26 protein-coding genes are annotated in these 24,207 nt (G+C 59.6%); 18 read left to right on the forward strand and 8 right to left on the reverse strand.

From position 1 onward, the window contains the following. Window positions 1-440 precede the first annotated feature (440 nt). From BM155_RS07355 to BM155_RS07375, 5 genes are all read left to right on the forward strand, one after another. Window positions 441-1,154, forward strand: coding sequence for a TorF family putative porin (locus BM155_RS07355; protein ID WP_067150205.1), 714 nt, complete (start codon window positions 441-443; stop codon window positions 1,152-1,154). 50 nt (window positions 1,155-1,204) lie between these two features. After that, window positions 1,205-1,543 (forward strand): P-II family nitrogen regulator, encoded by a 339-nt coding sequence (locus BM155_RS07360; protein ID WP_067150208.1) that lies wholly within the window; start codon window positions 1,205-1,207, stop codon window positions 1,541-1,543. 71 nt (window positions 1,544-1,614) lie between these two features. Continuing rightward, window positions 1,615-2,874, forward strand: a complete 1,260-nt coding sequence (locus BM155_RS07365; RefSeq protein ID WP_067150211.1) for an ammonium transporter — start codon at window positions 1,615-1,617, stop codon at window positions 2,872-2,874. Between the two features lie 85 nt (window positions 2,875-2,959). Next, on the forward strand, window positions 2,960-3,298 hold the full coding sequence (locus BM155_RS07370; RefSeq protein WP_043319767.1) for a P-II family nitrogen regulator: 339 nt from the start codon (window positions 2,960-2,962) through the stop codon (window positions 3,296-3,298). A 402-nt stretch (window positions 3,299-3,700) separates the two neighbouring features. Beyond that, window positions 3,701-3,925, forward strand: coding sequence for a hypothetical protein (locus BM155_RS07375; RefSeq protein WP_067150214.1), 225 nt, complete (start codon window positions 3,701-3,703; stop codon window positions 3,923-3,925). Between the two features lie 103 nt (window positions 3,926-4,028). Here BM155_RS07375 and xerC read toward each other — a convergent pair whose 3' ends face one another. The 5 genes from xerC to lptM all read right to left on the reverse strand — a co-directional run bounded on the left by xerC (window position 4,029) and on the right by lptM (window position 8,100). After that, a complete protein-coding gene (gene xerC / locus BM155_RS07380) occupies window positions 4,029-4,916 on the reverse strand; it encodes a tyrosine recombinase XerC (RefSeq protein ID WP_083421118.1) in 888 nt (295 codons plus the stop codon). Window positions 4,917-4,930: 14 nt separating this feature from the next. After that, on the reverse strand, window positions 4,931-5,665 hold the full coding sequence (locus BM155_RS07385) for a DUF484 family protein (RefSeq protein ID WP_074902140.1): 735 nt from the start codon (window positions 5,663-5,665) through the stop codon (window positions 4,931-4,933). 112 nt (window positions 5,666-5,777) lie between these two features. Further along, window positions 5,778-6,608 (reverse strand): diaminopimelate epimerase, encoded by an 831-nt coding sequence (dapF, locus tag BM155_RS07390; protein ID WP_067150217.1) that lies wholly within the window; start codon window positions 6,606-6,608, stop codon window positions 5,778-5,780. A gap of 11 nt (window positions 6,609-6,619) precedes the next feature. Beyond that, window positions 6,620-7,891 (reverse strand): diaminopimelate decarboxylase, encoded by a 1,272-nt coding sequence (lysA, locus tag BM155_RS07395; RefSeq protein WP_074902142.1) that lies wholly within the window; start codon window positions 7,889-7,891, stop codon window positions 6,620-6,622. Beyond that, window positions 7,888-8,100: an LPS translocon maturation chaperone LptM gene (gene lptM, locus BM155_RS17790; protein ID WP_067150223.1), complete on the reverse strand. Its 213-nt coding sequence runs from the start codon at window positions 8,098-8,100 to the stop codon at window positions 7,888-7,890. Before lptM ends, lysA begins: the two co-directional genes overlap by 4 nt. 89 nt (window positions 8,101-8,189) lie before the next feature. Between lptM and cyaY the strand changes: the two genes are divergently transcribed. Continuing rightward, the gene (gene cyaY / locus BM155_RS07405; protein WP_074902145.1) at window positions 8,190-8,519 is read left to right on the forward strand and encodes an iron donor protein CyaY; all 330 of its coding nucleotides are present in this window, start codon (window positions 8,190-8,192) and stop codon (window positions 8,517-8,519) included. A gap of 16 nt (window positions 8,520-8,535) precedes the next feature. Here the strand turns inward: cyaY and argH are convergent, their stop codons facing one another. Continuing rightward, a complete protein-coding gene (gene argH / locus BM155_RS07410) occupies window positions 8,536-9,945 on the reverse strand; it encodes an argininosuccinate lyase (protein WP_074902148.1) in 1,410 nt (469 codons plus the stop codon). A 90-nt stretch (window positions 9,946-10,035) separates the two neighbouring features. Here argH and BM155_RS07415 point away from each other — a divergent pair, with 90 nt between their 5' ends. Both BM155_RS07415 and BM155_RS07420 read left to right on the forward strand, forming a co-directional pair. Then, window positions 10,036-11,166 carry a sensor histidine kinase gene (locus BM155_RS07415; protein ID WP_083421119.1) on the forward strand — a complete coding sequence of 377 codons (1,131 nt, stop codon included), beginning with the start codon at window positions 10,036-10,038 and terminating at the stop codon, window positions 11,164-11,166. Next, window positions 11,163-11,903, forward strand: a complete 741-nt coding sequence (locus tag BM155_RS07420; protein ID WP_437180637.1) for a LytR/AlgR family response regulator transcription factor — start codon at window positions 11,163-11,165, stop codon at window positions 11,901-11,903. Before BM155_RS07415 ends, BM155_RS07420 begins: the two co-directional genes overlap by 4 nt. Window positions 11,904-11,989: 86 nt before the next feature. Here BM155_RS07420 and BM155_RS07425 read toward each other — a convergent pair whose 3' ends face one another. Together BM155_RS07425 and BM155_RS07430 are read right to left on the reverse strand one after the other, a co-directional pair. Beyond that, complete coding sequence (locus BM155_RS07425; RefSeq protein WP_067150236.1) at window positions 11,990-13,141, reverse strand: PilT/PilU family type 4a pilus ATPase; 1,152 nt, start codon at window positions 13,139-13,141, stop codon at window positions 11,990-11,992. 144 nt (window positions 13,142-13,285) lie between these two features. After that, a complete protein-coding gene (locus BM155_RS07430) occupies window positions 13,286-14,320 on the reverse strand; it encodes a type IV pilus twitching motility protein PilT (RefSeq protein WP_074902150.1) in 1,035 nt (344 codons plus the stop codon). A gap of 109 nt (window positions 14,321-14,429) precedes the next feature. Between BM155_RS07430 and BM155_RS07435 the strand changes: the two genes are divergently transcribed. From BM155_RS07435 to trxA, 10 genes are all read left to right on the forward strand, one after another. Then, window positions 14,430-15,125: a YggS family pyridoxal phosphate-dependent enzyme gene (locus BM155_RS07435; protein WP_067150242.1), complete on the forward strand. Its 696-nt coding sequence runs from the start codon at window positions 14,430-14,432 to the stop codon at window positions 15,123-15,125. Window positions 15,126-15,141: 16 nt separating this feature from the next. Further along, window positions 15,142-15,969: a pyrroline-5-carboxylate reductase gene (proC, locus tag BM155_RS07440; RefSeq protein WP_231902426.1), complete on the forward strand. Its 828-nt coding sequence runs from the start codon at window positions 15,142-15,144 to the stop codon at window positions 15,967-15,969. Between the two features lie 139 nt (window positions 15,970-16,108). Then, a complete protein-coding gene (locus tag BM155_RS07445; RefSeq protein ID WP_067150245.1) occupies window positions 16,109-16,717 on the forward strand; it encodes a YggT family protein in 609 nt (202 codons plus the stop codon). 329 nt (window positions 16,718-17,046) lie between these two features. Further along, on the forward strand, window positions 17,047-19,017 hold the full coding sequence (locus BM155_RS07450; protein ID WP_067150248.1) for a dynamin family protein: 1,971 nt from the start codon (window positions 17,047-17,049) through the stop codon (window positions 19,015-19,017). A 133-nt stretch (window positions 19,018-19,150) separates the two neighbouring features. Continuing rightward, window positions 19,151-20,350 (forward strand): homoserine O-succinyltransferase MetX, encoded by a 1,200-nt coding sequence (gene metX / locus BM155_RS07455; protein WP_074902152.1) that lies wholly within the window; start codon window positions 19,151-19,153, stop codon window positions 20,348-20,350. Beyond that, entirely contained in the window at window positions 20,351-20,941 is a 591-nt protein-coding gene (metW, locus tag BM155_RS07460; RefSeq protein ID WP_074902154.1) for a methionine biosynthesis protein MetW, read from the forward strand. A 182-nt stretch (window positions 20,942-21,123) separates the two neighbouring features. Then, window positions 21,124-21,570, forward strand: a complete 447-nt coding sequence (locus tag BM155_RS07465) for a DUF4426 domain-containing protein (RefSeq protein ID WP_067150258.1) — start codon at window positions 21,124-21,126, stop codon at window positions 21,568-21,570. 66 nt (window positions 21,571-21,636) lie between these two features. Further along, on the forward strand, window positions 21,637-22,257 hold the full coding sequence (gene rdgB / locus BM155_RS07470) for an RdgB/HAM1 family non-canonical purine NTP pyrophosphatase (RefSeq protein ID WP_074902156.1): 621 nt from the start codon (window positions 21,637-21,639) through the stop codon (window positions 22,255-22,257). Further along, window positions 22,238-23,473: a radical SAM family heme chaperone HemW gene (gene hemW, locus BM155_RS07475; RefSeq protein WP_074902158.1), complete on the forward strand. Its 1,236-nt coding sequence runs from the start codon at window positions 22,238-22,240 to the stop codon at window positions 23,471-23,473. Before rdgB ends, hemW begins: the two co-directional genes overlap by 20 nt. Window positions 23,474-23,631: 158 nt before the next feature. After that, complete coding sequence (gene trxA, locus BM155_RS07480) at window positions 23,632-23,955, forward strand: thioredoxin TrxA (protein ID WP_067150267.1); 324 nt, start codon at window positions 23,632-23,634, stop codon at window positions 23,953-23,955. The last annotated feature ends 252 nt before the right edge of the window (window positions 23,956-24,207 follow it).

Genomic DNA, 24,207 nt, shown 5'->3' on the forward strand with positions numbered 1-24,207 from the left:
AATGCCCCTTTTGATAGCACCGGATTGTAACCCAGCCCTTTGGCCGGCAAAAGCGTGCGGCCTTTGCGCCACCTTGGTTCAGTAGCGCCCGCCAGTTCACCACTTCTGTGCGTTTGCGCTCCGCGGGCGCCATTAAGGTGCACACGCTTTTCTCCCCTCGCTGCTATACCGCCCCGCTACTGGCGCAAATCTCCTCTAACTGCTTGATTTTCAGTGCAAATGCGAAATTGGCATTAAGACTGCAAAAAGCTCAATTGCGGAGAGTACTGCAGGAGTGCAGATGTTCCACCGCAGACCACTCACTGCGGCCGGAACGAAAAAGAAAGCTCACGAGGCGAATAAAAAAAGACACCGCCGTCGCCAAACCCACCGCGGCGCACATGATGCATTCAATAACAAATCACCGACGAGACATTCACAGAGTTTTGAGGAGAACCAACGTGGGCACAGCAATTAATAAATTCGCCGCCGTATTGACTTTGGGCGCCCTTGGAGGCATTGCCGCGCAAGCTCAGGCCGAAGCCAGCTTCAGCGCCAACCTGGGGGTGGTCAGCGACTACAAGTTTCGCGGCATCTCGCAGACCGATGGCAGCCCCGCGCTGCAGGGCGGCATAGACCTGGAGTTTGACAATGGGTTTTACCTGGGCACCTGGGCCTCGCAGGTCGATTTCGCCTACGGCGAGGATGAAACCGACTACGAGCATGATTTTTATGGCGGCTACGCCGGCGAGATCAGCGAAACCGTCAGTTACGACATTGGCTACGCCTATTACGCCTACCACGGAAGCGACTGGGATGAGGATTACCAGGAGTTTTTCGGCAGCCTCAGCATTTCCGATCTGACCCTGGGTTTTGTCTACAGCGACGACTACTGGGCCGGGACGGGCACCTTTTACTACCCCTATGCCGAATACAGCTTCGCCCTGCCGGCGGATGTCAGCCTGGACTTTCACCTGGGCGTAAACCTCTTTGATGAGGAGGGCTTTTTGTATGAGGCGGACTCCTATATCGACTACTCAGTAACCGTGGCGAAGGAGTTTGGTGGTCTGAGCCTGAGTGCGTCTCTGGTTGGCACGGACATCAGCGACAGCGAGTGCTACGAAACGGACTGGTGCGAGCCTTCGGTAATCGCCGGAGCCACCTACAGCTGGTAATGCATTCGGGCCGGCTCCAACGGGCCGGCCAACAACCCCGGGGGGGAGACATGAAACTGGTTACAGCAATCATCAAGCCCTTCAAGCTGGACGCGGTGCGCGACGCGCTGGCGGAAGCGGGCGTGAATGGCCTCACGGTTACCGAAGTGAAGGGATTCGGCCGACAGAAAGGCCACACGGAACTCTATCGTGGTGCCGAATATGTTGTGGACTTTCTGCCCAAGACAATGCTGCAGATCGCGGTGGACGACAGCCTTCTGGACGCAGTTTTGGACGCGGTGGGGAGCGCCGCGCAAAGCGGCAAGATCGGCGATGGAAAGATCTTTGTGTCCAATCTGGAGCAAGTTGTACGCATCCGCACCGGAGAGACGGGCGCCGAGGCGATTTAAATCTCGCGTAAACACGAATTTATTTTTCGGAAAAGATTTTTTAGAAATTCTCGGGATTAACGGAGCTAAAGATGGAAAATCAAATTTTTCAATTGCAGTATGCAATTGATACTTTTTATTTCGTCGTATGCGGCGCACTAGTGATGTGGATGGCAGCGGGTTTTGCCATGCTGGAAGCTGGCCTGGTGCGCTCGAAAAATACCACCGAAATTCTTACCAAGAACGTGGCGTTGTTCGCCATTGCCTGCATTATGTACCTGCTGACCGGCTACGCCATTATGTACGACGGCAGCTTTATGCTGAGTGGAATAGAATCCTTCAGTCTGGAAACCGTGCTGGCGGACTCGGCGGAAAACGGCTTTGATGGCGACTCCGTATACTCCGGCGCCGCCGACTTCTTTTTCCAGGTGGTCTTCGTGGCTACCGCCATGTCCATTGTCTCCGGCGCAGTGGCAGAGCGCATGAAGCTGTGGAGCTTCCTGGCTTTCGCGGTGGTCCTGACCGGATTTATCTATCCGCTTGAAGGCTCCTGGACCTGGGGTGGCGCCGACGTATTTGGCCTCTATAACCTGGGCGACCTGGGCTTCTCAGACTTTGCCGGCTCCGGCATCGTGCATATGGCGGGTGCTTCCGCCGCCTTGGCCGGCGTACTGCTCCTGGGACCGCGCAAAGGCAAGTACGGTGCCAATGGAGAGGTCTACGCAATCCCCGGTGCTAACCTGCCCCTGGCGACGCTGGGTACCTTTATCCTGTGGATGGGTTGGTTCGGCTTTAACGGCGGTTCCGTGCTAAAGCTGGGCGATGCGGCCAATGCCCACTCGGTGGCAATGGTGTTCCTGAATACCAACACTGCGGCGGCAGGCGGTGCGGTGGCCGCGCTGATTACCGCGCGTATCCTGTTCGGCAAAGCCGATCTGACTATGCTGTTGAACGGTGCTTTGGCGGGCCTGGTGGCAATCACTGCCGAGCCCTCCACTCCGACCGCGCTGCAGGCAACACTGTTCGGCGCGATTGGTGGCGTGCTGGTGGTTTTCTCCATCGTTACACTGGACAAAATGAAGATCGATGATCCGGTGGGCGCGATTTCCGTGCACGGTGTGGTCGGCCTGCTGGGACTCTTGCTGGTACCGTTCACCAACGACGATTCGACTTTCAGCGGGCAGCTGATCGGTGCCGTTACCATCTTCGCTTGGGTCTTCATCTCCTGCTTTGCCGTGTGGTTCCTGCTCAAGGTCATCACCGGTATCCGCGTCACCGAGGAAGAGGAGCAAGAAGGTGTTGACTTGGTGGAATGCGGAATGGAAGCTTACCCGGAATTTATGAGCAAGTAAGATTGCCCATTGCAAGGGAGCTCGCCCCGCCGCTGAGCGGGGCCCGCTTCCACAAGACCGCGGAAAAACCAGGGGATAACAAAAGATGAAATTGATTACGGCTGTGGTAAAGCCCTTTAAGCTGGATGACGTGCGCACCGCGCTGTCCGAAGTCGGTGTGCAGGGCATGACGGTAACCGAGGTCAAAGGCTTCGGGCGCCAGAAAGGCCACACAGAGCTCTATCGCGGCGCTGAATACGTGGTGGATTTTCTGCCCAAGGTGAAATTGGAGCTGGCGGTGGACGACAGCATGGTGGACAGCGCCGTGGAGGCAATCACCAAGGCCGCCCAGACCGGCAAGATCGGCGACGGCAAGATATTTATCACTGCGCTGGAAGAAGTAATCCGCATCCGCACCGGCGAGACTGGCAGCGAAGCGGTTTAGTCGAGGCCGGTTGCGGTCTCACAGGTATGTGGATGTATTATCCGCCACATGCCCGAAAGCCCCCTCTGTGGGGCTTTTTCTTTTTATGGCCCACGTAAAAACGCAATCCGGATTCAATGAAACCGCATAAGTTGGCATTGTTGGTAGGTGGTGATTTGGCGCCGAAACCAGCATAACCAACGGCAATAACCCGTACTGCTGCCGCAACAAAAAAAACTACTGACTGCTCCAATCGCAGCTGGCGCCCCCAGCAGTGAGTGCCTATATATTATTCGCCGCGGTTAAGCGGGTGCTGAAGGCTGATCACCGCCTGCGGTTGATTGAAGCGAGTCGGCCCCACTGTAATCCGCGGCACAGAGGTACATCCTTTGTAACAGAAGTAGCAGTTACAGGGTTTCAACTATGAACGATGTATTCGAAGATCCGGGCAACAACTACAGGGGCAAGGATACCGAGGAGTGCGCTGAGGAGCGCAGTGTGACTTCCCGTGAGCGGGCCAGATCGCAACTAAATACAGATATAGAGGAATTTCTCGCCCGCGGCGGTGCCATCAACGAAATCGATCCAGATGTTACCGCTGATCCTCCCCGCAAGCCGCAACCTAAATACGGCAGCCGTCCGATCTAGCAAGTCCCAAAGTCGGGGAGCGGGCCTTGTGTTCGCTCCCCGCGCTACCCCCCCCTTTCAGTGAGCTTCGGCATCCGGCGTTTCTCACCTGCAAAGGAGGGTTTTATTTTTTCTCTTTTGCGCGTGGGTGCGCCCTATCGTAGACGCGTGATAAGTGCTGGAAATCCAGATGGGTGTAGATCTGGGTAGTACTGATATCGGCGTGGCCGAGCAGTTCCTGCACTGCGCGCAGGTCACCGCTGGACTCAAGCAGATGGCTGGCGAAGGAATGGCGCAGCATATGTGGATGTACGCGCTGCTCCGATCCCCCGGTGCGGGCCCAGTGAGCCAGGCGCTTCTGCACAGCCCGGTTGCCGAGCCGTTGCCCCTTCATCGAGGTAAAGATGGCGCCGTCTTTTCCACCCGGTGCGGCCCGGCGCCAGGCTTTCAGGGCTGCCAGCGCGTGGCGCCCTACCGGTAGCAGGCGGACTTTGTTGCCCTTTCCGATAACCCGCACTTCGCCGCTGTGCAAATCCAGATCGCTCCAGTTCAATGCGGTCAGTTCAGATAGGCGTAAACCGCTGCTGTAAAAGAGTTCCAGCATCGCCCGGTCGCGCAGGCCGAGGGGGGAATCGTCGGGGAACTCCACAAACTCTGATGCCGCGTCGGCGTCTAGTAGTTTCGGCAGTTTTTTTTCGCTCTTGGGCGCGCGCAGTCCATCCGCGGGATTGGCCTGGAGCCAGCCTTCGCCCAGGGCCCAGTGACACAGGCTGCGCACCGCAGAAAGCCAGCGCTGCAGGCTTTTGGCGCCCAGTCCGCCCCGGTGCAGTTGCGCCAGCCACCCCTGGATTATTGCGGGCCGCAGTTGCTCGATGTGCGTTACGCCGTCCGCGGTCGCCAGCTGCTGTGTTTTGCCGAGATCGCGGCGGTAGGCTGTGAGTGTGTGGGGGGACAGCCGGCGCTCGGTTTGCAGCTGTTGCAGGAAGCGGGCGGTGGCATCTTCCAGGAGCACGTCGAGGTCGCTGTCTAGGGAGCGAGGAGACGGGGCAGCAGCCGCTCGAGTACTTCGCCGATATAGGACAAAAAGAGAGTGCCGAGGCTGGAGCGGTAGTGCTGCGGGTCGCTGGAACCCACTGTCAGCACGCCCAGCTGGTTGGCCAGGGGTACTACCGCGGCGGAGGCCACCTGGGCGCCGTCATCGTCGAACAGGTATTCCCGCTCCGCCGGGCGCAGTACGCCGCACACGGTGCGGCCATTGCGTAGGATTGCGCCGATGGCGGCTTCCGCCGCGGCGCGGGAGCTGGTGCGCACTTCGCCAAGGATATGGCGCCCTTGGGGCAACGGGCCGAACAAGATCAGGCGGGTGTACTCTACTTTGAAATCTTCCGCGAAGCTCGTGTACAGGGCCTCGGTGGCCTCGCCGACGTTCTCCGCTTCCAGTAGTGCCAGTATCAGGCGGCGGCTGTGACGGAATAACTGGTCGTTCTCGCGGGCGTTGTGTAGAAGTTGGTCGAGGCGCTGTCGCATCTCGATATTGCGTTCCCGCAGCAGGTTGGTCTGGTGTGTCATCAGCGACACTGTTTTACCGTTTTCCCGCGGCAGCCGGATATTCTCCAGCAGTTCCAGATGTTCGGTGAAAAAATCCGGGTTCTGGATCAGATAGCGGGCCACTTGGCGCGCAAGCAGCTTTTTGCTGCGCGCTTTCTGTTCGTCGCCGGTGGCGTTTTGCAGGGCGCGGGTGGCGTCGCTTTGTTCCGTCATTGCTAAATCGATGTACCGGGTAGGTGAAGGGAAGAGCGTAGAATAACCGCTCCGGGCATTTTCTGCATTCCCGCCGCCGCGTGAGCCGGACGCAGCCCCGGCGTAGGGCTGGTTACAGTGTGATCTGCCCCTGGTACACAGTGGTGGCGGGTCCCGTCATGGTAACCGCTTGTTCGGGGCCGCCCCAGTGGATTGTGAGTGTGCCGCCGGGCAGTTGTATTTGCAGGCTGTCGTCCACCAGGCCGCGCAGGTGTGCGGAAACCATGGCGGCACAGGCGCCGGTGCCGCAGGCGCGAGTCTCACCGACGCCGCGCTCAAAGACCCGCAGGCGCGCTTTTTGACGTGATTGAATCTGCAAAAAGCCCACGTTGACCCGCTGCGGAAAGCGCTCGTGGCATTCGATTTTCGGCCCCAGGGTGTCGACCGGTGCGGAATCCACATTGTCCACCAACAGCACCGCGTGGGGGTTGCCCATGGAGACGGCACCGATGGTATACACCTCGCCGTCCACCTCCAGCGGATAGGTTTCGGCGCGTCTGTCGGCGCAGAAAGGGATTTGCTCCGGCTCCAGTACCGGCGCGCCCATGTCGACACTGACTTCACCGCTGTCGAGCAGTGACAGTTTCAGCGGGCCGGCCGCGGTTTCCACCGTGAGCTGTTTTTTTCCCGTCAGGCGGCGTTCGCGCACAAACTTGGCAAAGCAGCGGGCGCCGTTACCGCAGTTTTCCACCTCGCCGCCGTCCGCGTTGAAGATGCGGTAACGGAAGTCGGCATCCGGAGAGCGCGGGGCTTCAACTACCAGAACCTGGTCACAACCGATACCGAAATGGCGGTCGGCCAGGCGGCGGATCTTTTCCGGCGACAGCCTGATGCGTTGGCTGATGCCATCGAGCATCACGAAGTCGTTGCCGAGGCCGTGCATTTTGGTGAATTTTAAGCGCATTCCTTTATCCGTCAGTCTTCTTCCCGTGTGGTCAGTCGCGCTGGTACCAGGCTTTCGCCACGCACCAGGTCCGCCAGCGTTTCGCGAGCGCGCACCAGATAGGTTTTATCGCCGTCCACCAGTACTTCGGCGGCGCGCGGGCGCGTATTGTAATTGGAGCTCATGGTAAAGCCGTAGGCGCCAGCGGACAGCATGGCGAGCAGTTGTCCGGCCTGCAAGGCCAGGGTGCGGTGCTTGCCGAGAAAGTCGCCCGTTTCACATACCGGACCCACGATGTCCCAGAGTTCGGCCTCGCCGTCGGCAGGTGTCACCGGCACTATGTCTTGCCAGGCCTGGTAAAGCGCTGGTCGCAGGTTGTCGTTCATGGCTGCGTCGACAATGGCGAAATTGTGCTCTTCAGTGCGCTTGAGGAATTCTACCCTGGTCAGTAGCAGGCCGCCGTTGGCGGCGATGGAACGACCGGGCTCGAGAATCAACCCCAGCTGGCGTTCGCCGAGCCTTTCCATGACCGCGGCGAGGTAGTCTCCGGCCTGTGGCGGCTCTTCGCCGCGGTAGCGCACACCCAAGCCGCCGCCCAGATCCAGGTGTTCCAACTGAATGCCCTGGTCTGCGAGTTTGTCCACCAGGATCAGCAGGCGGTCCAGCGCGTCGAGGAAGGGGGCGATTTCAGTGAGTTGAGAGCCGATGTGGCAGTCGACGCCTATTACCTTGATATGTGGCGAGGCCGCCGCTCGGCGGTAGACCTCGGGTGCGATCTCGATGTCGATGCCGAATTTGTTTTCTTTCAGCCCGGTGGAAATATAGGGGTGGGTCCCGGCGTCCACATCGGGGTTTACCCGCAGGGAGACGGGTGCTTTCGCCCCGCATTCGGCGGCAACGGCCTCGAGCCGTCCCAGTTCCGCCTCGGACTCCACGTTGAAGCAGTGCACGCCCACTTCGAGCGCGCGCCGCATTTCCTCGGCGGTTTTGCCCACACCGGAAAAAACGATCCGCGATGGATCGCCACCGGCCAGCAGTACCCGCTCCAGTTCGCCGCCCGAGACGATATCGAAACCGGCCCCCAGCTGCGCCAGCAGTGACAAAACCCCCAGGTTGCTGTTGGCTTTGACCGCGTAGCAAATCAGACCCGGATGATCTCCCAGGGCGTCGGCGTAGATTTGATACTGCTTTTCAAAATGTGCGCGGCTGTAGATGTAAGTGGGGGTGCCGAACTGTTCGGCAATTTTTTCCAGAGAAACTTCTTCCGCCCAGAGTGTGCCGTTACGGTAGTTGAATTCGCTCATTTTTCTGCCGCCGGCTCCGGAGTTGTCGCTGTGGCTTCACTGTCGCGCGGGGAGGTTTCTTCTTCCTCTGGCGCGGCGGAAACAGGCGCGGAAGCGGCAGTGGCTTGCGCCGGTACAGCAGGGTCCTGCGGCAGGTACAGAGGGCCCTTTTGCCCGCATGCGGCGAGGAGCAGGGTAAGGGGGAGGAGGTACTTATACTTATGCGGCATCGAGGGCTTCCTACAGCGTAGAATTCGGAAAAGCCTGCTAGTATAGCCAGCTGTTTAGTTCAGCACATCCGTAACAGAAGTAACCAAGTATGAGTCAAGCGGAATACGATGCGGCCATTGAGCGCACCCTGATGGCGGTGGAAGATGCTCTGGATAATTGCGAGTGGGATATCGACTATGAACGCGCCGGTGCTGTTCTGACTTTGACGTTGGAAGACAACGGCACCCAGGTGATTCTGTCACGCCAGTCCGCTAACCGCGAACTCTGGGTGGCGGCCAAATCCGGCGGTTACCACCTCGCGTTCGAGAATCCCGGCTGGAAATGCTCCACTACTGGCGAGGATCTGCCGGCGCTGCTCGATCGCGTTCTGACCGAGCAGCAGGGCGAGCCGGTGTCTCTAGAACTCGAGGGCGTCTGATTATACGCCTGCGCCCTCAGCGTGCCTCGAGGGCTTTTCTGGCCCGTGCGCAGGCGGCGCGCACCTGATTCGGCGCTGTGCCGCCGATATGGTCCCGCGCCGCTACCGATCCCTCCAGGGTCAACACTTCGAAGACATCTTCTCCGATCACATTGGAGAACTGCCGCAGCTGTTCCAGGCTGAGTTCCGCCAGATCTTTGTTCTGCGCGATGGCAAATGACACCGACTGGCCGACAATTTCGTGGGCATCGCGGAAGGCCACCCCCTTGCGCACCAGATAGTCCGCAAGGTCGGTAGCGGTGGAAAAGCCTTTTGCCGCGGCGGCGAGCATATTTTCTTTCTTCGGCTTCAGTGCCGGCACCATATCGGCGAAAGCGCGCAGGCAGTCGAGGGCTGTGTCGGCGGCGTCGTACAGTGGTTCTTTGTCTTCCTGATTGTCTTTGTTGTAGGCCAGTGGCTGACTCTTCATCAGTGTGAGTAGGGCGATCAGGTGGCCGTTGACGCGACCGGTTTTTCCACGCACCAGTTCCGGTACGTCGGGGTTTTTCTTCTGCGGCATAATGGAAGAGCCGGTGCAGAATCGGTCTGGCAGGTCGATAAAGTCAAACTGGCTCGAAGTCCACAGTACCAGCTCTTCGCTGGCGCGGCTGAGATGGGTGAGCAGCAGTGCGGCGAAAGCACAGAATTCAATGGCGAAGTCGCGGTCGCTGACTGAATCGAGAGAGTTTTCTGTCGGCGCTTCAAAGCCCAGCAGCTCAGCGGTGCGGGCGCGGTTGATGGGGTAGGTGGTTCCGGCGAGGGCGGCGGCGCCCAGCGGCGAACGGTTGACCCGCTTGCGGCAGTCCATCAGCCGCTCGTAGTCGCGGTTGAGCATCTCATTCCAGGCCAACAGGTGGTGGCCGAAAGTCACCGGTTGCGCTGACTGTAGATGGGTAAAGCCGGGCATAATGGTGTCCGCCTCACGCTCTGCCAGATCCACCAGGCCGCCTTGCAGTCGGGTCAGTTCTGCGGCGATCAGATCGATGCGGTTGCGCAGCCACAGGCGGATATCGGTTGCCACCTGATCGTTGCGGGAGCGGCCAGTATGCAGTTTCTTGCCGGTGTCGCCGATGCGCTCGGTCAGGCGCGCCTCGATGTTCATGTGCACATCTTCGAGACCGACTTCCCAGGGAAATTCACCGGCTTCGATCTCCGCGGCGATGGCTTTCAGGCCCGCGGCGATTTTGCTGTATTCCTCGTTCGTGAGAACGCCTACTTCCGCCAGCATCTGCGCGTGGGCCAGGGAGCCCTCTATATCCTCCCGCGCCATGCGTTGGTCGAAGGTGACCGAGGCGGTAAATCTTTCCACAAAGGCGTCGGTGGCTTCTGAGAAGCGGCCGCCCCAGAGTTTGGCGGCGGGGTTGGAGGAGGGATTGTCTTTGCTCATGGTGTCCCTGACAACTGGTTGGATGAAAGGCCGTGGCGCTGGTGGTATCTTCCCGCTTGGACTATGGAACCAGGAAGAATAATAAGTGGCATGTCTTATCCCAGGCCGGCCGGCATTATAGCGCAGCAGAATCGCGAAATTGCCGGCGGCGGTAAAGATTCTGCGCCTCTCACCCGCCCTCCCTTTCTGCCCGACCTGTGCGGCATTTCCGCCCTGGCGGCACTGGTATTGATGGGGGAATTGCTGGCCCTGGTGCTGGTGCTGGCCGTGGATGGCCTGCGCGCATTCAGCTGGGAGCGCCTGGGACTGTTGTCACTGGTGGTGCAGTGGGTGATATTACCTTCAGCCGCGCTGCTGTGCCGGTTGCGCCCGCGTCTGTCGGCATTGCCCCACAAGTTGGCCGGCGCCTTCAGCTTTGCCGTGGTGCTGGCGGTCCTGCTTACGGTAATGGTTGCCCAGCATTGCTGGCGGGCGCTCCTGTCTCAGGCTCCTTTCGACTACTGGCGTTTTCTCAGCGACTGCCTGATCGGCGCCATTTGCGCCGGGGTGGTGCTGCGCTACGCCTATGTGCAGCAGCAGTTATACAACCAACAGCAGGCGGAGCTGGGAGCGCGGATAGACGCGCTGCAAGCGCGCATACGCCCGCATTTTTTATTTAACAGCATGAACAGTCTCGCCAGCCTGATCGCTGTCGATCCGGACAGGGCCGAGCGGCTGGTGGAGGACCTCTCCGCGCTTTTCCGCGCCAGCCTGGCGGAATCCCGCCTGGTGCCTCTCGGGCAGGAGCTGGCGCTGGCACGGCGCTACCTGGAGATCGAGGGGCTGCGCCTCGGCGATCGCCTGCGCACCCGCTGGGAAGTTGCCGCGGGGCTGGAAGATCTGCAGGTGCCCAGCCTGCTGCTGCAACCGCTGCTGGAAAACGCCGTACTGCACGGGGTGGCGCGGTTGCGCCAGGGCGGCGAAATTCGCATACAGCTCGTGTCGGCCCAGGGGAATTTACAGGTGAGCATCGACAATCCGGTACCGGAGAACTCGGAGGCGGTGCGGCATGGCGGCAACGGATTGGCACTGGATAACATCCGCCAGCGGTTGGCGGCCTATTACGGTAACCGTTTCAAATTTTCCGCCGCTCGCGAGGGAGGGGACTACCGGGTACGCCTGCAATTGCCGGTCACTGCGGGTGTTCCGGGACAGAGGCAGGAGAAGGAGGCGGTGGCGTGAACCCGTTGAAAGTTCTGATCGTTGATGATGAACCCCTGGCACGCGGGCGCCTGGCCCGGCAGCTGCGGTCACTGGATGATTGCGAACTGGTGGGAGAGGCGGGCGATGCTCTGGATGCGCTCGCACAGGTGGACGGGCTGGACCCGGACCTAGTGCTGCTGGATATTGAAATGCCCGGAGACAGCGGCTTGGAGCTGGCGCGTCGCCTGTCGGCACGGGACACGCCCCCGGCGCTGATTTTTTGCACTGCCCACGCCGAGTTTGCCCTGCCGGCGTTCGCCACAGCCGCGGTCGGTTATCTACTGAAACCGGTTAGCGCAGCACAGCTGGCGGAGGCCATTGCCAAGGTGCGAAGGCTCAGCAAGCCACAGCGCAAGCTGGTTGAGAGTGATGAGGCACCGCAGGGGCGCAGTCGTATCAAGGCGGTCAGCCGCCGCGGCGTGGAGCTGGTGGAGGTGGATTCCATCCGCTGTTTTATCGCCGACAGTAAATATGTCGTCGCTCACCACAGCGACGGTGAGACCATTTTGGATGAGTCTTTGAAGGACCTGGAGGCCGAGTTCGCCGGGCGCTTTGTGCGTGTGCACCGCAATGCACTGGTGGCGGTGCAGCATATTCTCGGTCTGCGCAAGGACGGCAACCACTATCGTGTAACGCTGCAGGGGGTCGCCGAGCAGCCGCTGGTCAGCCGCAGAATGCTGGCCGGGGTCAAGGCGCTGCTTCAGGAGCTGGCCTGAGCCCGCCTGCCAGCGTCGGCGGCCATTACAGCGCCATGATCGGCTTGCACCAATATCCGCGGCCGCGCAAAAGGTGCCGCAATCTCTCAGTACAATTGCGGCCCGCCATCTCCGTATTCGGAATCGTTTTGCAGGCTCAACCCTCCCGCCGCGCTGTTTAAGTACTCGGCGTCCGATTCGGATTTGAGTTTGATCATCAGGCGCAGATCGTTGGCGGAATCGGCGTGGGCGAGGGCGTCTTCGTAGGTGATTTCGCCGCGGTCGTAGAGCTCGTACAGAGCCTGGTCAAAGGTCTGCATACCCTGCTCATTGGAGCGGCTCATCAGCTCTTTCATTTTGTGCACTTCGCCTTTGCGGATCAGATCAGCCATCAGTGGCGTATTGATCATGATCTCGAGACAAGCGCGGCGGCCATCGCCGTCGGGAGTCGGCACCAGTTGTTGTGCCACCATGGCTTTCAGGTTGAGCGACAGGTCCATCCACAATTGTTGATGGCGGTCCGCCGGGAAGAAGTGAATGATGCGGTCCAGGGCCTGGTTGGCGTTGTTGGCGTGCAGAGTGCAGAGGCACAGGTGGCCGGTTTCGGCGAAGGCGATGGCGTGTTCCATGGTTTCACGGGAGCGCACCTCACCGATCAGTATGACGTCGGGTGCCTGCCGCAGGGTGTTTTTCAGAGCCACCTCGAAAGACTCGGTATCCAGGCCCACTTCGCGCTGCGTAACGATACAGCCGCGGTGCGGGTGGATGAATTCGATCGGGTCTTCGATGGTGATGATGTGCCCTTTGGCGTTTTCATTGCGGTGGCCGATCATCGAGGCCAGGGAGGTGGATTTACCAGTACCGGTGGCGCCGACGAAAATAATCAGGCCGCGCTTGGTCATCGCCAGATCCTTGAGCACATCCGGCAGACCCAGGTCATCGATGGTGGGGATTTTTGTCTCGATACGGCGCAGCACCATGCCCACCAGGTTGCGCTGGAAGAAGGCCGAGACCCGGAAACGGCCTACATTGCGCACGGCGATGGCGAAGTTGAGTTCTTTTTTGTCTGCGAACTCCTTGCGCTGTTTGGCATTCATAATGCCGACCACCAGCTCCCGCGCCTTTTCCGGTGTCAGCGAAGTGCTGCTGGCGGGCACTACCCGGCCGTGAACTTTGATGGAAGGAGGCACACCGGCGGTGACGAAGAGGTCGGAAGCCCCTTTTTCTACAACCAGTTGCAAAAGTCTTTCAATATCCATTGTGTTGTAACCGCTTTAGGTTTATGTCGGCCGGCGGCTGAGGGGCGAGGCCCCGGCTCTGGGCCGGCTGCAGTGCATCTGCGATTCGTCCTATTATCCGAGCTGCTCACACGGGCCCGCGGGAGCGAATGAGTCGGAAGTTCCTTAGAAATTTTCCGGCATTTTGGCCTTCTCGCGCGCGGCCTCTCGACTGATGATGCGCTTGCCCACCAGGTCTTGGAGGCACTGGTCCATGGTCTGCATGCCGACGTTGGCACCGGTTTGAATGGCGGAGTACATCTGTGCGACCTTGTCCTCGCGGATCAGGTTCCGGATCGCCGGCGTGCCGCGCATGATTTCGTGGGCGGCCACGCGGCCGCCGCCGTTTCTTTTCAGCAGTGTTTGCGAGATGACCGCCTGCAGGGATTCCGACAGCATGGAGCGCACCATGTCCTTTTCTTCCGCCGGGAAAACGTCCACGACGCGGTCGATGGTCTTGGCGGCGGAGGTGGTGTGCAGGGTGCCGAATACCAAGTGGCCGGTTTCGGCGGCGGTGAGCGCCAGGCGGATGGTTTCCAGGTCCCGCATCTCACCCACCAGAATAATGTCCGGGTCCTCCCGCAGGGCCGAGCGCAGGGCTTCGGCGAAACCGTGGGTGTCCCGGTGCACCTCGCGCTGGTTGACCAGACACTTTTTGGATTCGTGCACAAATTCGATCGGGTCCTCAATGGTGAGGATGTGTTCGTATTTGTTGTCGTTGATGTAGTCGATCATTGCCGCCAGGGTGGTGGACTTACCGGAGCCGGTGGGGCCGGTTACCAGAACCAGGCCGCGGGGCGTGTCGCAGATCTGACGGAATACCGTGCCCATCCCCAGGTCATCCATGGTCAGGACCTTGGACGGAATGGTCCGAAAAACCGCGCCGGCACCGCGGTTGTGGTTGAAGGCGTTGACACGGAAGCGCGCCACACCGGGCACCTCGAAGGAGAAGTCGGTCTCCAGGAACTCCTCGTAATCCTTGCGCTGTTTGTCGTTCATGATCTCGTAGATCAGAGAGTGCACCTGCTTGTGCTCCATAGGCGGCAGGTTGATGCGGCGCACGTCACCGTCCACACGGATCATGGGCGGCAGTCCCGCGGACAGGTGCAGGTCGGAGGCGTTTTGTTTGGCGCTGAAGGCGAGGAGTTCTGTAATGTCCATACTGCTACCTTATTGTTCTCTCAAGCCTGGGGTATCTGTCGGGCTGTTTTGTGGTTCTTGCGGGGGCCTCGGTTAGAATTGCCCGCCTCGCGGATAAGGGGCCCAGTATATGCGCAAAGAGACTATCGTCGAAAACTTGAATCGCGTGCGTGAGCGCATCGTCACAACTTGCGCCGCCTGCGGCCGCGATCCGGGCGCGGTGAGCCTGTTGGCGGTATCCAAGACGCGCCCGGCGGAAGACCTGCGCGCGGCCTATGTGGCGGGTCAGCGCCATTTCGGTGAGAACTATTTGCAGGAGGCGCAGGAGAAGCGACAGCAGTTGGCGGACCTGGATATCTGTTGGCACTTCATCGGGCCGCTGCAGTCGAATAAAACCCGCGCGGTGGCAGAGGGCTTCCACTGGCTGCATACGGTGGATCGCTTGAAGATTGCCCGGCGTTTGTCCGCGCAGCGGCCGCCGGAGATGCCGCCTTTGAACATCTGTCTGCAAGTGAATGTTGACGCGGAAGAAAGTAAGTCCGGCGTGTCTGTGCAAGCGCTGCCGGCATTGGCTGCGGCGGTGGCGGAGCTACCGAATCTGCGCCTGCGGGGACTGATGGCTATCCCCGCACCGAGAGAAAGCGCCGCCCGACAACGGGAGCCCTTCGCGCAGTTGGCACAGCTGCTGCGCCAACTGCGGAATCAATTGCCGGGGCAACCGCTGGACACCCTCTCCATGGGCATGTCTGGCGATATGGAAGCGGCCATCGCCTGCGGCGCGACCATTGTGCGAATCGGTACTGATATCTTCGGTGCCCGCAATTAATAAAGAGGAGGCCAGTGTGACAGAACCCAAAATGGTATTTATCGGCGGTGCCGGCAATATGGCCGGGGCGGTAATCGAGGGCCTCCTGGCCAGCGGCTATCCGGCGGAGCGAATTATTGCCACTGGTGTCAATGAACGGAAGCTGGCGGATTTTTCCGCGCGGACCGGAGTGCGGGTGACAACCGACAACAGTGCCGCGGTGGCCGAGGCCGATGTTTTGGTGTTGTCGGTGAAACCGCAAGTTATGAAGGATGTGTGCCTGTCTGTGGCCGAAGCGGTAAGCGCCCGCGCACCTCTGGTGATTACCCTCGCCGCCGGTATTCCCCTCGCCGCTTACCGCCGCTGGCTGGGTACCGGCGTGCCCCTGGTGCGGGCCATGCCGAATACGCCGGCGTTGGTTGGAACTGGCGTCACCGGCCTCTATGCGGCGGAGGACGTGTCGGCGGAACAGCGGCGGATCGCCGAGCAGTTGGCGGAAGCGGTGGGTATCGCTCACTGGGTCGATGACGAGTCGGGGATAGATCAGGTGATCGCCGTATCCGGTTCTGGTCCCGCCTATTATTTCCAGTTTATGGAGTCGATGATCGATGCGGCGGAAAAGGCCGGCATGCGGCGCGAGGATGCGGAGCGGCTGACCTTGCAAACCGCCCTGGGGGCGGCGAAACTGGCGGTTGCCAGCGATGTGGACGTGGCTCAGTTGAAACGGAATGTTATGTCTCCGAAAGGCACTACCGAGCGCGCAATACAACGTTTCCTGAACGGCGGCCTGCCGGACCTGGTCGAGCGGGCCATGGGTGACTGTGCCGCGCGCGCGGCGGAGATGGCAAAAGAGCTGGATAACTGAGGCGCTTCCAGCGCCCTGGGGAACTAACACAGCGCGTACGCGAATTAATCAGCCGCTCCTGAGCACTGCCGGCCCCTTGCTCCGGATTTTTTTCGCTCCGACAATTTTTGCGGCTGCTTCCACTAAACAAGGATTTTCGATGGTCAACACTTTCAGCAATATCGGTGTCTTTCTGCTCGCCTCACTGGGCATTCTCTATCTCTTCGCGGTGCTACTGCGCTTCCTGCTGCAGTTGGCCCGGGCGGATTTCTACAATCCCATTTCCCAGGGCATAGTGAAGGTCACCAACCCGGTGTTGCTGCCGCTGCGCAAGGTGGTGCCGGGGCTGTTTGGCGTGGATATGGCGTCGGTGGTGCTGGCGCTGCTGGTGGGCTGGGTGATGATTCTCGGTTGCGGCCTGCTGGCGAGTGGAGGCCTGTACAACCCGGCTTCGGCACTGCTGTGGTCGCTGATCGGCTGCGCGATGACAGTGATTGCCATCGCCTTTGTCGGTTTGTTGATTTCCATTGTTTTCAGCTGGATAGCGCCGCATAGCGGCCATCCCGCGCTGCTGTTGCTGCACCAGCTGCTGGAGCCCTTTTGCGGTCCGGTACGCAAGTTGATACCGCCGCTGGGTATGATCGATATCAGCCCCATATTCGTGTTTATTTTGCTGACGGTGGCGGACAAGCTACTGTTGGGGTTTGCGCAGATGGCCAATATGCCCGCGTTTGTCTACAGCCTCTTTTGGCATATCCCCGGCTTTTAAGGAACCTCTGATTAAATCACTTTCTGGTGGCAGAAGTTCTTCAGGGGCGGATATGAAGCTCAGGTGATAGGACGGATATTTCGAAACCGTCGGATACAGGGATGTATCCGTCGGAGCTACAGGGAAGCACTCGTGCGTTTTCGAAATGGCCATCCTATTGCCTGAGCGCCCCGGAAGCTACCATAGTGTTCACGCGAATTAATCAGAGGTTCCTTAATTCAATTTCCCGCGTACTAGGTCGCAAAACTGTGCTTCAGGCGCTTCTATAATCTGTCGGTCGGCTGTCAGGGCCGACCCCGAACGGCAGTAATAAGAAGAACACGGATTACATGGAAGACGCCATCTTGCGCCAGCACATCGCCGATTACGACCGCTGGAAAAAGGCCCTGGACCACCAGTTTGCCAGTTTCAACACTTGGCTCCGGGAGCATTTCCCCAATTCCGCCGGGGCGCGCCAAGTGGTGCAGCAGGCGCGCGCGCTGCTGGCCGAGGATCAATTCACCCTTGCGCTGGTGGGCGAATTCTCCCGCGGCAAGACAGAACTCATCAACGCCCTGTTGTCGGATACCTACGGCAAGCGGTTGTTGCCATCCAAGCCCGGGCGCACCACCATGTGCCCGACGGAGATTTTCAGCGATGGCGGCGAGCGGGCGAGTCTGCGCCTGTTGCCAATAGAGACGCTGGCCACCAACACCAGCCTGGAAAGCTTTCGCCGCATACCGCAGAAATGGGTCACGCACGAATTTGATGCCGATGACCCAGATGCCACCCGCGAGGCTCTGGCCAAAGTCGCAGCGAGCAAGTCGGTGACGCCGGAAGAAGCCGCCCGCTACGGATTTGATCGCCGCCACCTGGACAGCAAGGGCAAGCTGGTTGAAATTCCCGCCTGGCGCTACGCCCTTATCTGCCTGCCACACCCGCTGCTGGCCCAGGGGTTGCGGATTATCGACACCCCCGGATTGAACGCCCTCGGCAATGAGCCGGAATTGACGCTCAGCACCCTGCCCAGCGCTCAGGCGGTCGCCTTTTTGCTGGCCGCTGATGCGGGTGTCAGCGGCACCGATTTGAATATGTGGGAGACCCACCTGGTGCCCCTGCGCGAACACCGAGACACAACGGTGATGGCGCTGCTGAATAAAGTCGATGTGCTCTGGGACGATCCGGATGAAGACGCGGAGATGCTGCTGCGGCGCATGCGGGCCCAGGTGGCCAAGTTGCTGGCACTGCCGCAGGAGAGCGTCGTCGGCGTGTCCGCCAAAAAGGCGCTTTTGGCGCGTTCGCAGGGGGACCAGGAGCTGCTGCAGGCGAGTCGCTTTCCCGAATTCGAGAGTTTGCTGGTACAGCGGCTAATGGAGCACCGCCAGAAAATGGCCGAGAACCGCTCCCTCCACCAGGCTTTGACCCTGATGGCGGATACTCGTGACTTGCTCAAGCGCCGGCTCAACAGTGGGCGGGCGGCGCTCGGTCACCTACAGCGCAATAGTGCTGCCAATGGCGATCAGCTTGCGGAACTGGCGCAGCTGCAGCAAACGGTGCGTGAGCAGCACAAAGTCTGCCATCAGGAGCTGCTGACGCTAAAATCCAGCCAGCGCATGCTCTCCCGCCAGCGGGCATCACTGTTGGCTCCTATTTCCAGCCAGCAGCTGCAGTCCCTGATTGATGACACCAGCCGCGCGTTGCATCAGCGCTGGACACCGCTGGGGCTGGCTAAGGCCATCGACGGTTTTATGGAGGGGGTTGATCACCAGTTGTCCAACCTGGAGCGGGAGGTGGCCCAGGTCAATCGCTTGCTGGACGCCATTTTTGAACGGGCCAATCTCGGAGAGAAAGAAGCCCGGGAGCAGCATTTCAGTATTCACAAATTCCGCATCGCGCTGCGTGGCCTGCATCGCCAGGCTGCACAGTTGCGGCGTTCACCGCAACTGTTGCTGGCGCGCCGCAACCGTCTCACGGAGCGTTTTATCGCCACACTCGCCAGTGAGGTGGGCCGCCTCTACAGTCAGCTTATTTCCACCGCCGACGGCTGGCTCGACCAGGCCCTGGAACCGCTGAAGCAGCATGTGCAGTATCAGAAGCACCTTCTCAACCGGCACCTGATTAAGTTGACAGAGCTTAAACAGAAGACGCGTAACAAGCGCAGCGACTTGCGCACGCTGGAGGAGGAAGTGCTGCGCAATGAAAGTGCCCTGGCAGCACTCGAGGAACTTTTGCGCCAGAGTAGCGCCGCCCCGCAACCGCTGGCACCGGCACCAAAACCGCATAACGTCACGCCGCTGAAGAAGGTGCCGGCTGTGCACTAAAGTACGGGTCCTTTCCACCGGCGGTGCGTGGCCGTCCGCCGGTGGGTGTCATTTGTCTTCTACTGTCCTAGTCCCGTAAACTCCCCGAATCCCTATCCGTTTACATCCGCCAACTCCGGAAGTTACGACAGCCTTGTCCACCGAAAAACTTTCACCGCCTTTCGAGCGCGACACTGCTGAACCCGGCTCCGTCGGTATCGTAGTGCCGCAGAGCCACACTTTCAGTGAGCCACTGACGCTTGCCTGTGGGCGCACGCTGAAGGAATACACCCTGGTCTATGAGACCTATGGAAAGCTGAACGCGGACAGAAGCAACGCGGTGCTGATTTGCCACGCACTGTCCGGTCACCACCATGCCGCCGGTCGCCATACGCCGGAAGACAAGCGCCCGGGGTGGTGGGATCACTACATAGGCCCAGGCAAGCCGATCGACACCGACAAGTTCTTTGTGGTGTCTTTGAACAATTTGGGGGGCTGTCACGGTTCTACCGGTCCTGCCTCCGTCAATCCGGAAACCGGCAAACCTTGGGGGCCGGATTTCCCTCCCCTGCGCGTGCGCGACTGGGTGCACAGCCAGGCGCGCCTGGCGGATCTGCTCGGCATAGAGCAGTGGGCCGCAGTGGTGGGCGGCAGCCTCGGCGGTATGCAGGCAATGCGCTGGTCACTGGAATATCCCGAACGCTTGCGCCACTGTGTGGTGATCGCCTCGGCGATGAAACTGTCCGCGCAGAATATTGCCTTCAATGAGACCGCCCGGCAGGCGATTATTTCGGACCCGGATTTTTGCGGCGGCCGCTATCTGGAGCAGGGAAAACTGCCGCGCCGGGGTTTGGCAGTGGCGCGAATGATAGGTCACATCACCTATCTGTCCGACGACGGCCTGGGGCGGAAATTCGGCCGCGAGCTGCGCTCCGGTTCCTTCCAGCTGGGGGTGGAGGAAGAAGTGGAATTCCAGGTGCAGAGTTACCTGCGCTATCAGGGCGACACCTTCTCCAACAGTTTTGATCCCAATACCTATATCCTGATGACACGCGCACTGGATTATTTCGATTTGGCAAGAGAATACAGCGACGACCCGGTGCAGGCCTTCTCCCACGCCAAATGCAAATTCCTGTTGATTTCCTTCACATCTGATTGGCGCTTCGCCCCGCAGCGTTCACGTGAGATTGCGGATGCACTGATGCACGCCAATGTGCCGGTCAGCTACGCCGAGATTGAGTCTCCCATGGGGCACGATGCCTTTCTGTTGCCGAACGAGCGCTATCAACGCGTGTTCGCGACATATATGCACGGTGTGGCCGCGGCACTGACAAAAGCAGGGGAGGCGAACTGAATGCGCATAGATCTGGATGTCATCCAGGACTGGATAGCACCGCGAACCCGGGTGCTTGATTTGGGTTGCGGCGATGGTGAGCTATTGGAGCAATTGAGTCGCAACAAGCAGGTCAGCGGCTATGGCCTCGAAATCGATCCGGCGCAGATAGAGCGTTGCATGGCGCGCGGTGTGAGCGTGGTGGAGCAGAATCTGGACAAGGGGCTTGGCAATTTTGCCGACGGCAGCTTTGATACCGTTGTTATGACCCAGGCGCTGCAGACCCTGCGCTACCCCCACTTGGTGGTGCGGGAAATGCTCAGGGTGGGGCGCCAATGCATCATTACCTTTCCCAACTTTGGGCAGTGGAAGGCGCGCTGGCACCTGGCTTTTTCCGGACGTATGCCGGTATCGGATTTATTACCCTACGAATGGTATGACACACCCAATATTCACTTTTGTACTTTTCGTGATTTTGAGGTCCTCTGCCGCGAGAATCATTGGACGATTTTACACCGCCAAGTAGTATCCGAATCCAGGGTGGGAGCCGCTCTTAAGGATTTTCTGCCCAATCTGTTTGGCGAGACGGCCATCTACCATCTGACGCGCTAAACTTTTTCTTTGGGACATGCAGTTCCCGCGCCCGGTCGCCGCCTTATTCGCGGTGCTTGGTTTTTTGCGGAATGACGTGCCGGTAAACTGCTACCGGACAGGCGGCTTGCTCCGGCCGGCAGTCATAGGTGATTCATCCGCGTGCCGATTCGGTATCCACTGATAACGATTGGAGGTAAATAGTGAAACAGATTCTAGCCGCCGCATCGCTGCTGCTTATGTGGGCCGCCGGCGCCGCCGCGCAAGAGGCCAAGGTTATCAAGAGTCACGAGGATTTCGGTGACTACCGGGTAATCTTTACGGTGTTCAACAGTGAATTTATCAAGCCGGCAATTGCGCAGAACTACCAATTGGTACGCGCCAAGGACCGGGCCTTTGTCAACGTATCAGTGGTGGAAAAGGTGGGGGGCAAGCGCGGGCTCAGTACAGAGCTGTCTGGGACCGCTACCAACCTGATCCAGCAGTCGAGGCAACTGAAGTTTCTTGAAATCCGCGAGGGTGATGCCGTTTACTACTTGGCGCCGCTGCGCTTCGAAGACGAGGAAACTCTCACCTTTGACATAAAGGTCAAGCTGCCCAACGGCAGGACCGAGACCATTACATTCCGCCGCAAATTGGAAAAAGACTGACATTTTCCCTGCGATATCCGTATAAGCTGCCGCGGGCCTGGCGCCCGCTTTTTTTATTGAACCGAGATGCTACAAAAAATCGTGCTGGCCAGTGGAAATGCTGGCAAACTCCGCGAGTTTTCCCAGTTGTTCGCCAGCTGGGATATCGAAGTTGTGCCCCAGTCGGCGTTCAAAACCCCGGATGTCGAGGAGTCGGGCCTGAGTTTTATCGAAAATGCATTAATCAAGGCGCGCCATGCCAGCCGTGTCAGCGGCCTGCCGGCGCTAGCAGATGACTCTGGCCTGGCGGTAGACGCCCTTGGTGGCGCCCCGGGCATCTACTCCGCTCGCTACGCGGGCCCCGGTGCCAGCGACGAGGAAAACAACCGCAAGTTGCTCGATGCTATGGAAAGTGTCGGGGACAGTCAGCGCCATGCCAGTTTTCACTGTGCTCTGGCGTTTGTGCGCCGCCACGACGATCCGGTTCCGCTGGTGTGCAGCGCTCAGTGGCGCGGCAGTATTTTGCAATCGCCGCTGGGCGAGCAGGGGTTCGGTTACGATCCCCTGTTTTACGTTGAGTCCCATAAAATGACTTCGGCACAGTTGCCGCGGGAAGTGAAAAACCGCATCAGTCACCGAGCCCGGGCGGTGAGGCTGTTTGAAGCCATGTGGCGGGAACAGATGCAGGATGACAACCGGCTTGAATGATTCCGCCTTGCGGCTGCCTCCGCTCAGCCTGTATGTACATATTCCCTGGTGTGTGCGCAAGTGCCCATACTGCGATTTCAATTCACATGCGGTAGCTACAGGCGCTGGCAGTCGGGAGGCGGATGGCGGCCGCAGCGCTTACGGTTTGCCCGAAGCTGCCTACGTTGAGCAGTTGCGGCGCGATTTGCAGAGCCAATTGCCCTGGGTACAGGGGCGCAGGCTGTGCTCTATATTTTTCGGTGGCGGCACCCCGAGCCTGTTTTCTCCGGCGTCCATTGGTGAGATTCTCGAGACAGCGGAGAAAATGGTGGGCTTCGCCCAAGATATTGAAATTACCCTGGAGGCCAATCCCGGCACTTTCGAGCAGGAAAAGTTTTCCGGCTACCGGGCCGTTGGGGTCAACCGCCTGTCCATCGGTGTGCAGAGTTTCGACCAGCGCCAGCTGAAGAACCTGGGGCGTATTCACACCGGGGAGGAGGCCGAGGCTGCGCTGGGGATGGCGCGTCGCGCGGGCTTCGATAATATCAATCTGGATCTGATGCACGCCCTGCCGGGGCAGACGGAAGCGCAAGCGCTCGCCGATCTTGAGCGCGCTGTATCCCTGGGACCGGAACATATTTCCTGGTATCAGCTGACCATAGAACCGAATACGGCTTTTTACAGTGCGCCGCCGACTGTACCTGGATCTGGCCTGGTTGCGGCCATGCAGGCCAGTGGGCGGGAATATCTGGCCGCGCAGGGTTATGCGCGCTATGAAGTGTCCGCATACAGTCGCGCCGGTATGGCGTCGCGTCACAACCTGAACTACTGGTCTTTTGGCGACTACCTGGGCATCGGCGCCGGCGCCCACGGCAAGGTGACACTGCCGGACCAAGAGCGGATATTGCGCAGCCGTCGCACCCGCGCGCCGCATCATTATCTGACAGCGGCTTCGCCTGATCTGATCGCCACCGGGCTGGCCCCACCACAGAGCGATCCGGTGGCGCCGGAGGATCTGCCGCTGGAGTTTTTGATGAATGCCTTGAGACTGGTGGGTGGGGTACCGTCGGACAGTTTCAGCCGCTACACGGGGCTGCCGCTGACGGCGTTGAAACGCCAGTGGCCGCTGTTGCAGGCGATGGATCTGGTGCAGCCGTTGGAAGGGCATATAGCCGCGACGCCTTTCGGTTTTGACTATCTTGATGAGATATTGCAGCGCTTTCTCGAACAGTGCTGAGGGGCCTTGAAAGCTTCGCCTGCGTCCCCATTTAGCGGAAAACGCCCCGCGGAATGACAGCGGCACCCACAATATCGTGTATCATGTCGCCCACCTCCGCGGAGACCGCGAGGCCGGTAACGGCCCAACAATGAACGAGCAAAGAACAGGTAAGCAATATGAGCGAGATCGTCAACGTATCTGACGCCGAATTCGAAGCCGAAGTCCTGAAGGCCGAGGGCCCGGTATTGGTGGATTTCTGGGCTCAGTGGTGTGGCCCCTGCAAGATGATCGCGCCGGTACTGGAAGATTTGGCCAAGCACTATGGCGACAAGCTGAAGATCGTCAAAGTTGATGTGGACGCGAATAAAGAGGCTCCGGCCAAGTACAATGTGCGCGGTATTCCCACTCTGCTGCTGTTCAAAGGCGGCAATGTGGAAGGAACCAAGGTCGGCGCGCTTTCCCGCGCTCAGCTGACTGAGTTCATCGACAGCCAACTGTAAAGTGTGGCGCCAATCCTGCATGGGGGAAAATCCCCTTTGCAGGATGGGAAACAGCCGTTATACTGTTCGTTAATCTGTAATTATTCAGACGAGTCGCAAATCAGAGAACTGACGACGAGCTGACGAAGACGCCCCTCCGTAAGGTCGCTGACCATCCCCGGCGCGAATACTCCTTAGAGTCGAACTCGAAGAGCTGAATTAATCCGGTCAAAGCTGCTCCTCCCATTGTGGAATCAGGGTAGACGGTGAGTT

This window comes from Microbulbifer thermotolerans, assembly GCF_900112305.1.
In the GTDB taxonomy this organism is placed as follows: Bacteria; Pseudomonadota; Gammaproteobacteria; order Pseudomonadales; family Cellvibrionaceae; genus Microbulbifer; species Microbulbifer thermotolerans.

Excerpts from the sequence above, each read along its gene's own strand:
- rdgB (WP_074902156.1), top strand. The coding sequence starts at position 21,637 with ATGCTACAAAAAATCGTGCTGGCCAGTGGAAATGCTGGCAAACTCCGC.
- lysA (WP_074902142.1), bottom strand. The coding sequence starts at position 7,891 with ATGAGCGAATTCAACTACCGTAACGGCACACTCTGGGCGGAAGAAGTT.
- BM155_RS07430 (WP_074902150.1), bottom strand. The coding sequence starts at position 14,320 with ATGGACATTACAGAACTCCTCGCCTTCAGCGCCAAACAAAACGCCTCC.
- BM155_RS07425 (WP_067150236.1), bottom strand. The coding sequence starts at position 13,141 with ATGGATATTGAAAGACTTTTGCAACTGGTTGTAGAAAAAGGGGCTTCC.
- hemW (WP_074902158.1), top strand. The coding sequence starts at position 22,238 with ATGACAACCGGCTTGAATGATTCCGCCTTGCGGCTGCCTCCGCTCAGC.
- BM155_RS07360 (WP_067150208.1), top strand. The coding sequence starts at position 1,205 with ATGAAACTGGTTACAGCAATCATCAAGCCCTTCAAGCTGGACGCGGTG.
- BM155_RS07415 (WP_083421119.1), top strand. The coding sequence starts at position 10,036 with ATGTCTTATCCCAGGCCGGCCGGCATTATAGCGCAGCAGAATCGCGAA.
- argH (WP_074902148.1), bottom strand. The coding sequence starts at position 9,945 with ATGAGCAAAGACAATCCCTCCTCCAACCCCGCCGCCAAACTCTGGGGC.
- BM155_RS07450 (WP_067150248.1), top strand. The coding sequence starts at position 17,047 with ATGGAAGACGCCATCTTGCGCCAGCACATCGCCGATTACGACCGCTGG.
- BM155_RS07370 (WP_043319767.1), top strand. The coding sequence starts at position 2,960 with ATGAAATTGATTACGGCTGTGGTAAAGCCCTTTAAGCTGGATGACGTG.
- BM155_RS07435 (WP_067150242.1), top strand. The coding sequence starts at position 14,430 with ATGCGCAAAGAGACTATCGTCGAAAACTTGAATCGCGTGCGTGAGCGC.
- BM155_RS07385 (WP_074902140.1), bottom strand. The coding sequence starts at position 5,665 with ATGACGGAACAAAGCGACGCCACCCGCGCCCTGCAAAACGCCACCGGC.
- metW (WP_074902154.1), top strand. The coding sequence starts at position 20,351 with ATGCGCATAGATCTGGATGTCATCCAGGACTGGATAGCACCGCGAACC.
- BM155_RS07365 (WP_067150211.1), top strand. The coding sequence starts at position 1,615 with ATGGAAAATCAAATTTTTCAATTGCAGTATGCAATTGATACTTTTTAT.
- trxA (WP_067150267.1), top strand. The coding sequence starts at position 23,632 with ATGAGCGAGATCGTCAACGTATCTGACGCCGAATTCGAAGCCGAAGTC.
- lptM (WP_067150223.1), bottom strand. The coding sequence starts at position 8,100 with ATGCCGCATAAGTATAAGTACCTCCTCCCCCTTACCCTGCTCCTCGCC.
- BM155_RS07445 (WP_067150245.1), top strand. The coding sequence starts at position 16,109 with ATGGTCAACACTTTCAGCAATATCGGTGTCTTTCTGCTCGCCTCACTG.
- BM155_RS07375 (WP_067150214.1), top strand. The coding sequence starts at position 3,701 with ATGAACGATGTATTCGAAGATCCGGGCAACAACTACAGGGGCAAGGAT.
- dapF (WP_067150217.1), bottom strand. The coding sequence starts at position 6,608 with ATGCGCTTAAAATTCACCAAAATGCACGGCCTCGGCAACGACTTCGTG.
- cyaY (WP_074902145.1), top strand. The coding sequence starts at position 8,190 with ATGAGTCAAGCGGAATACGATGCGGCCATTGAGCGCACCCTGATGGCG.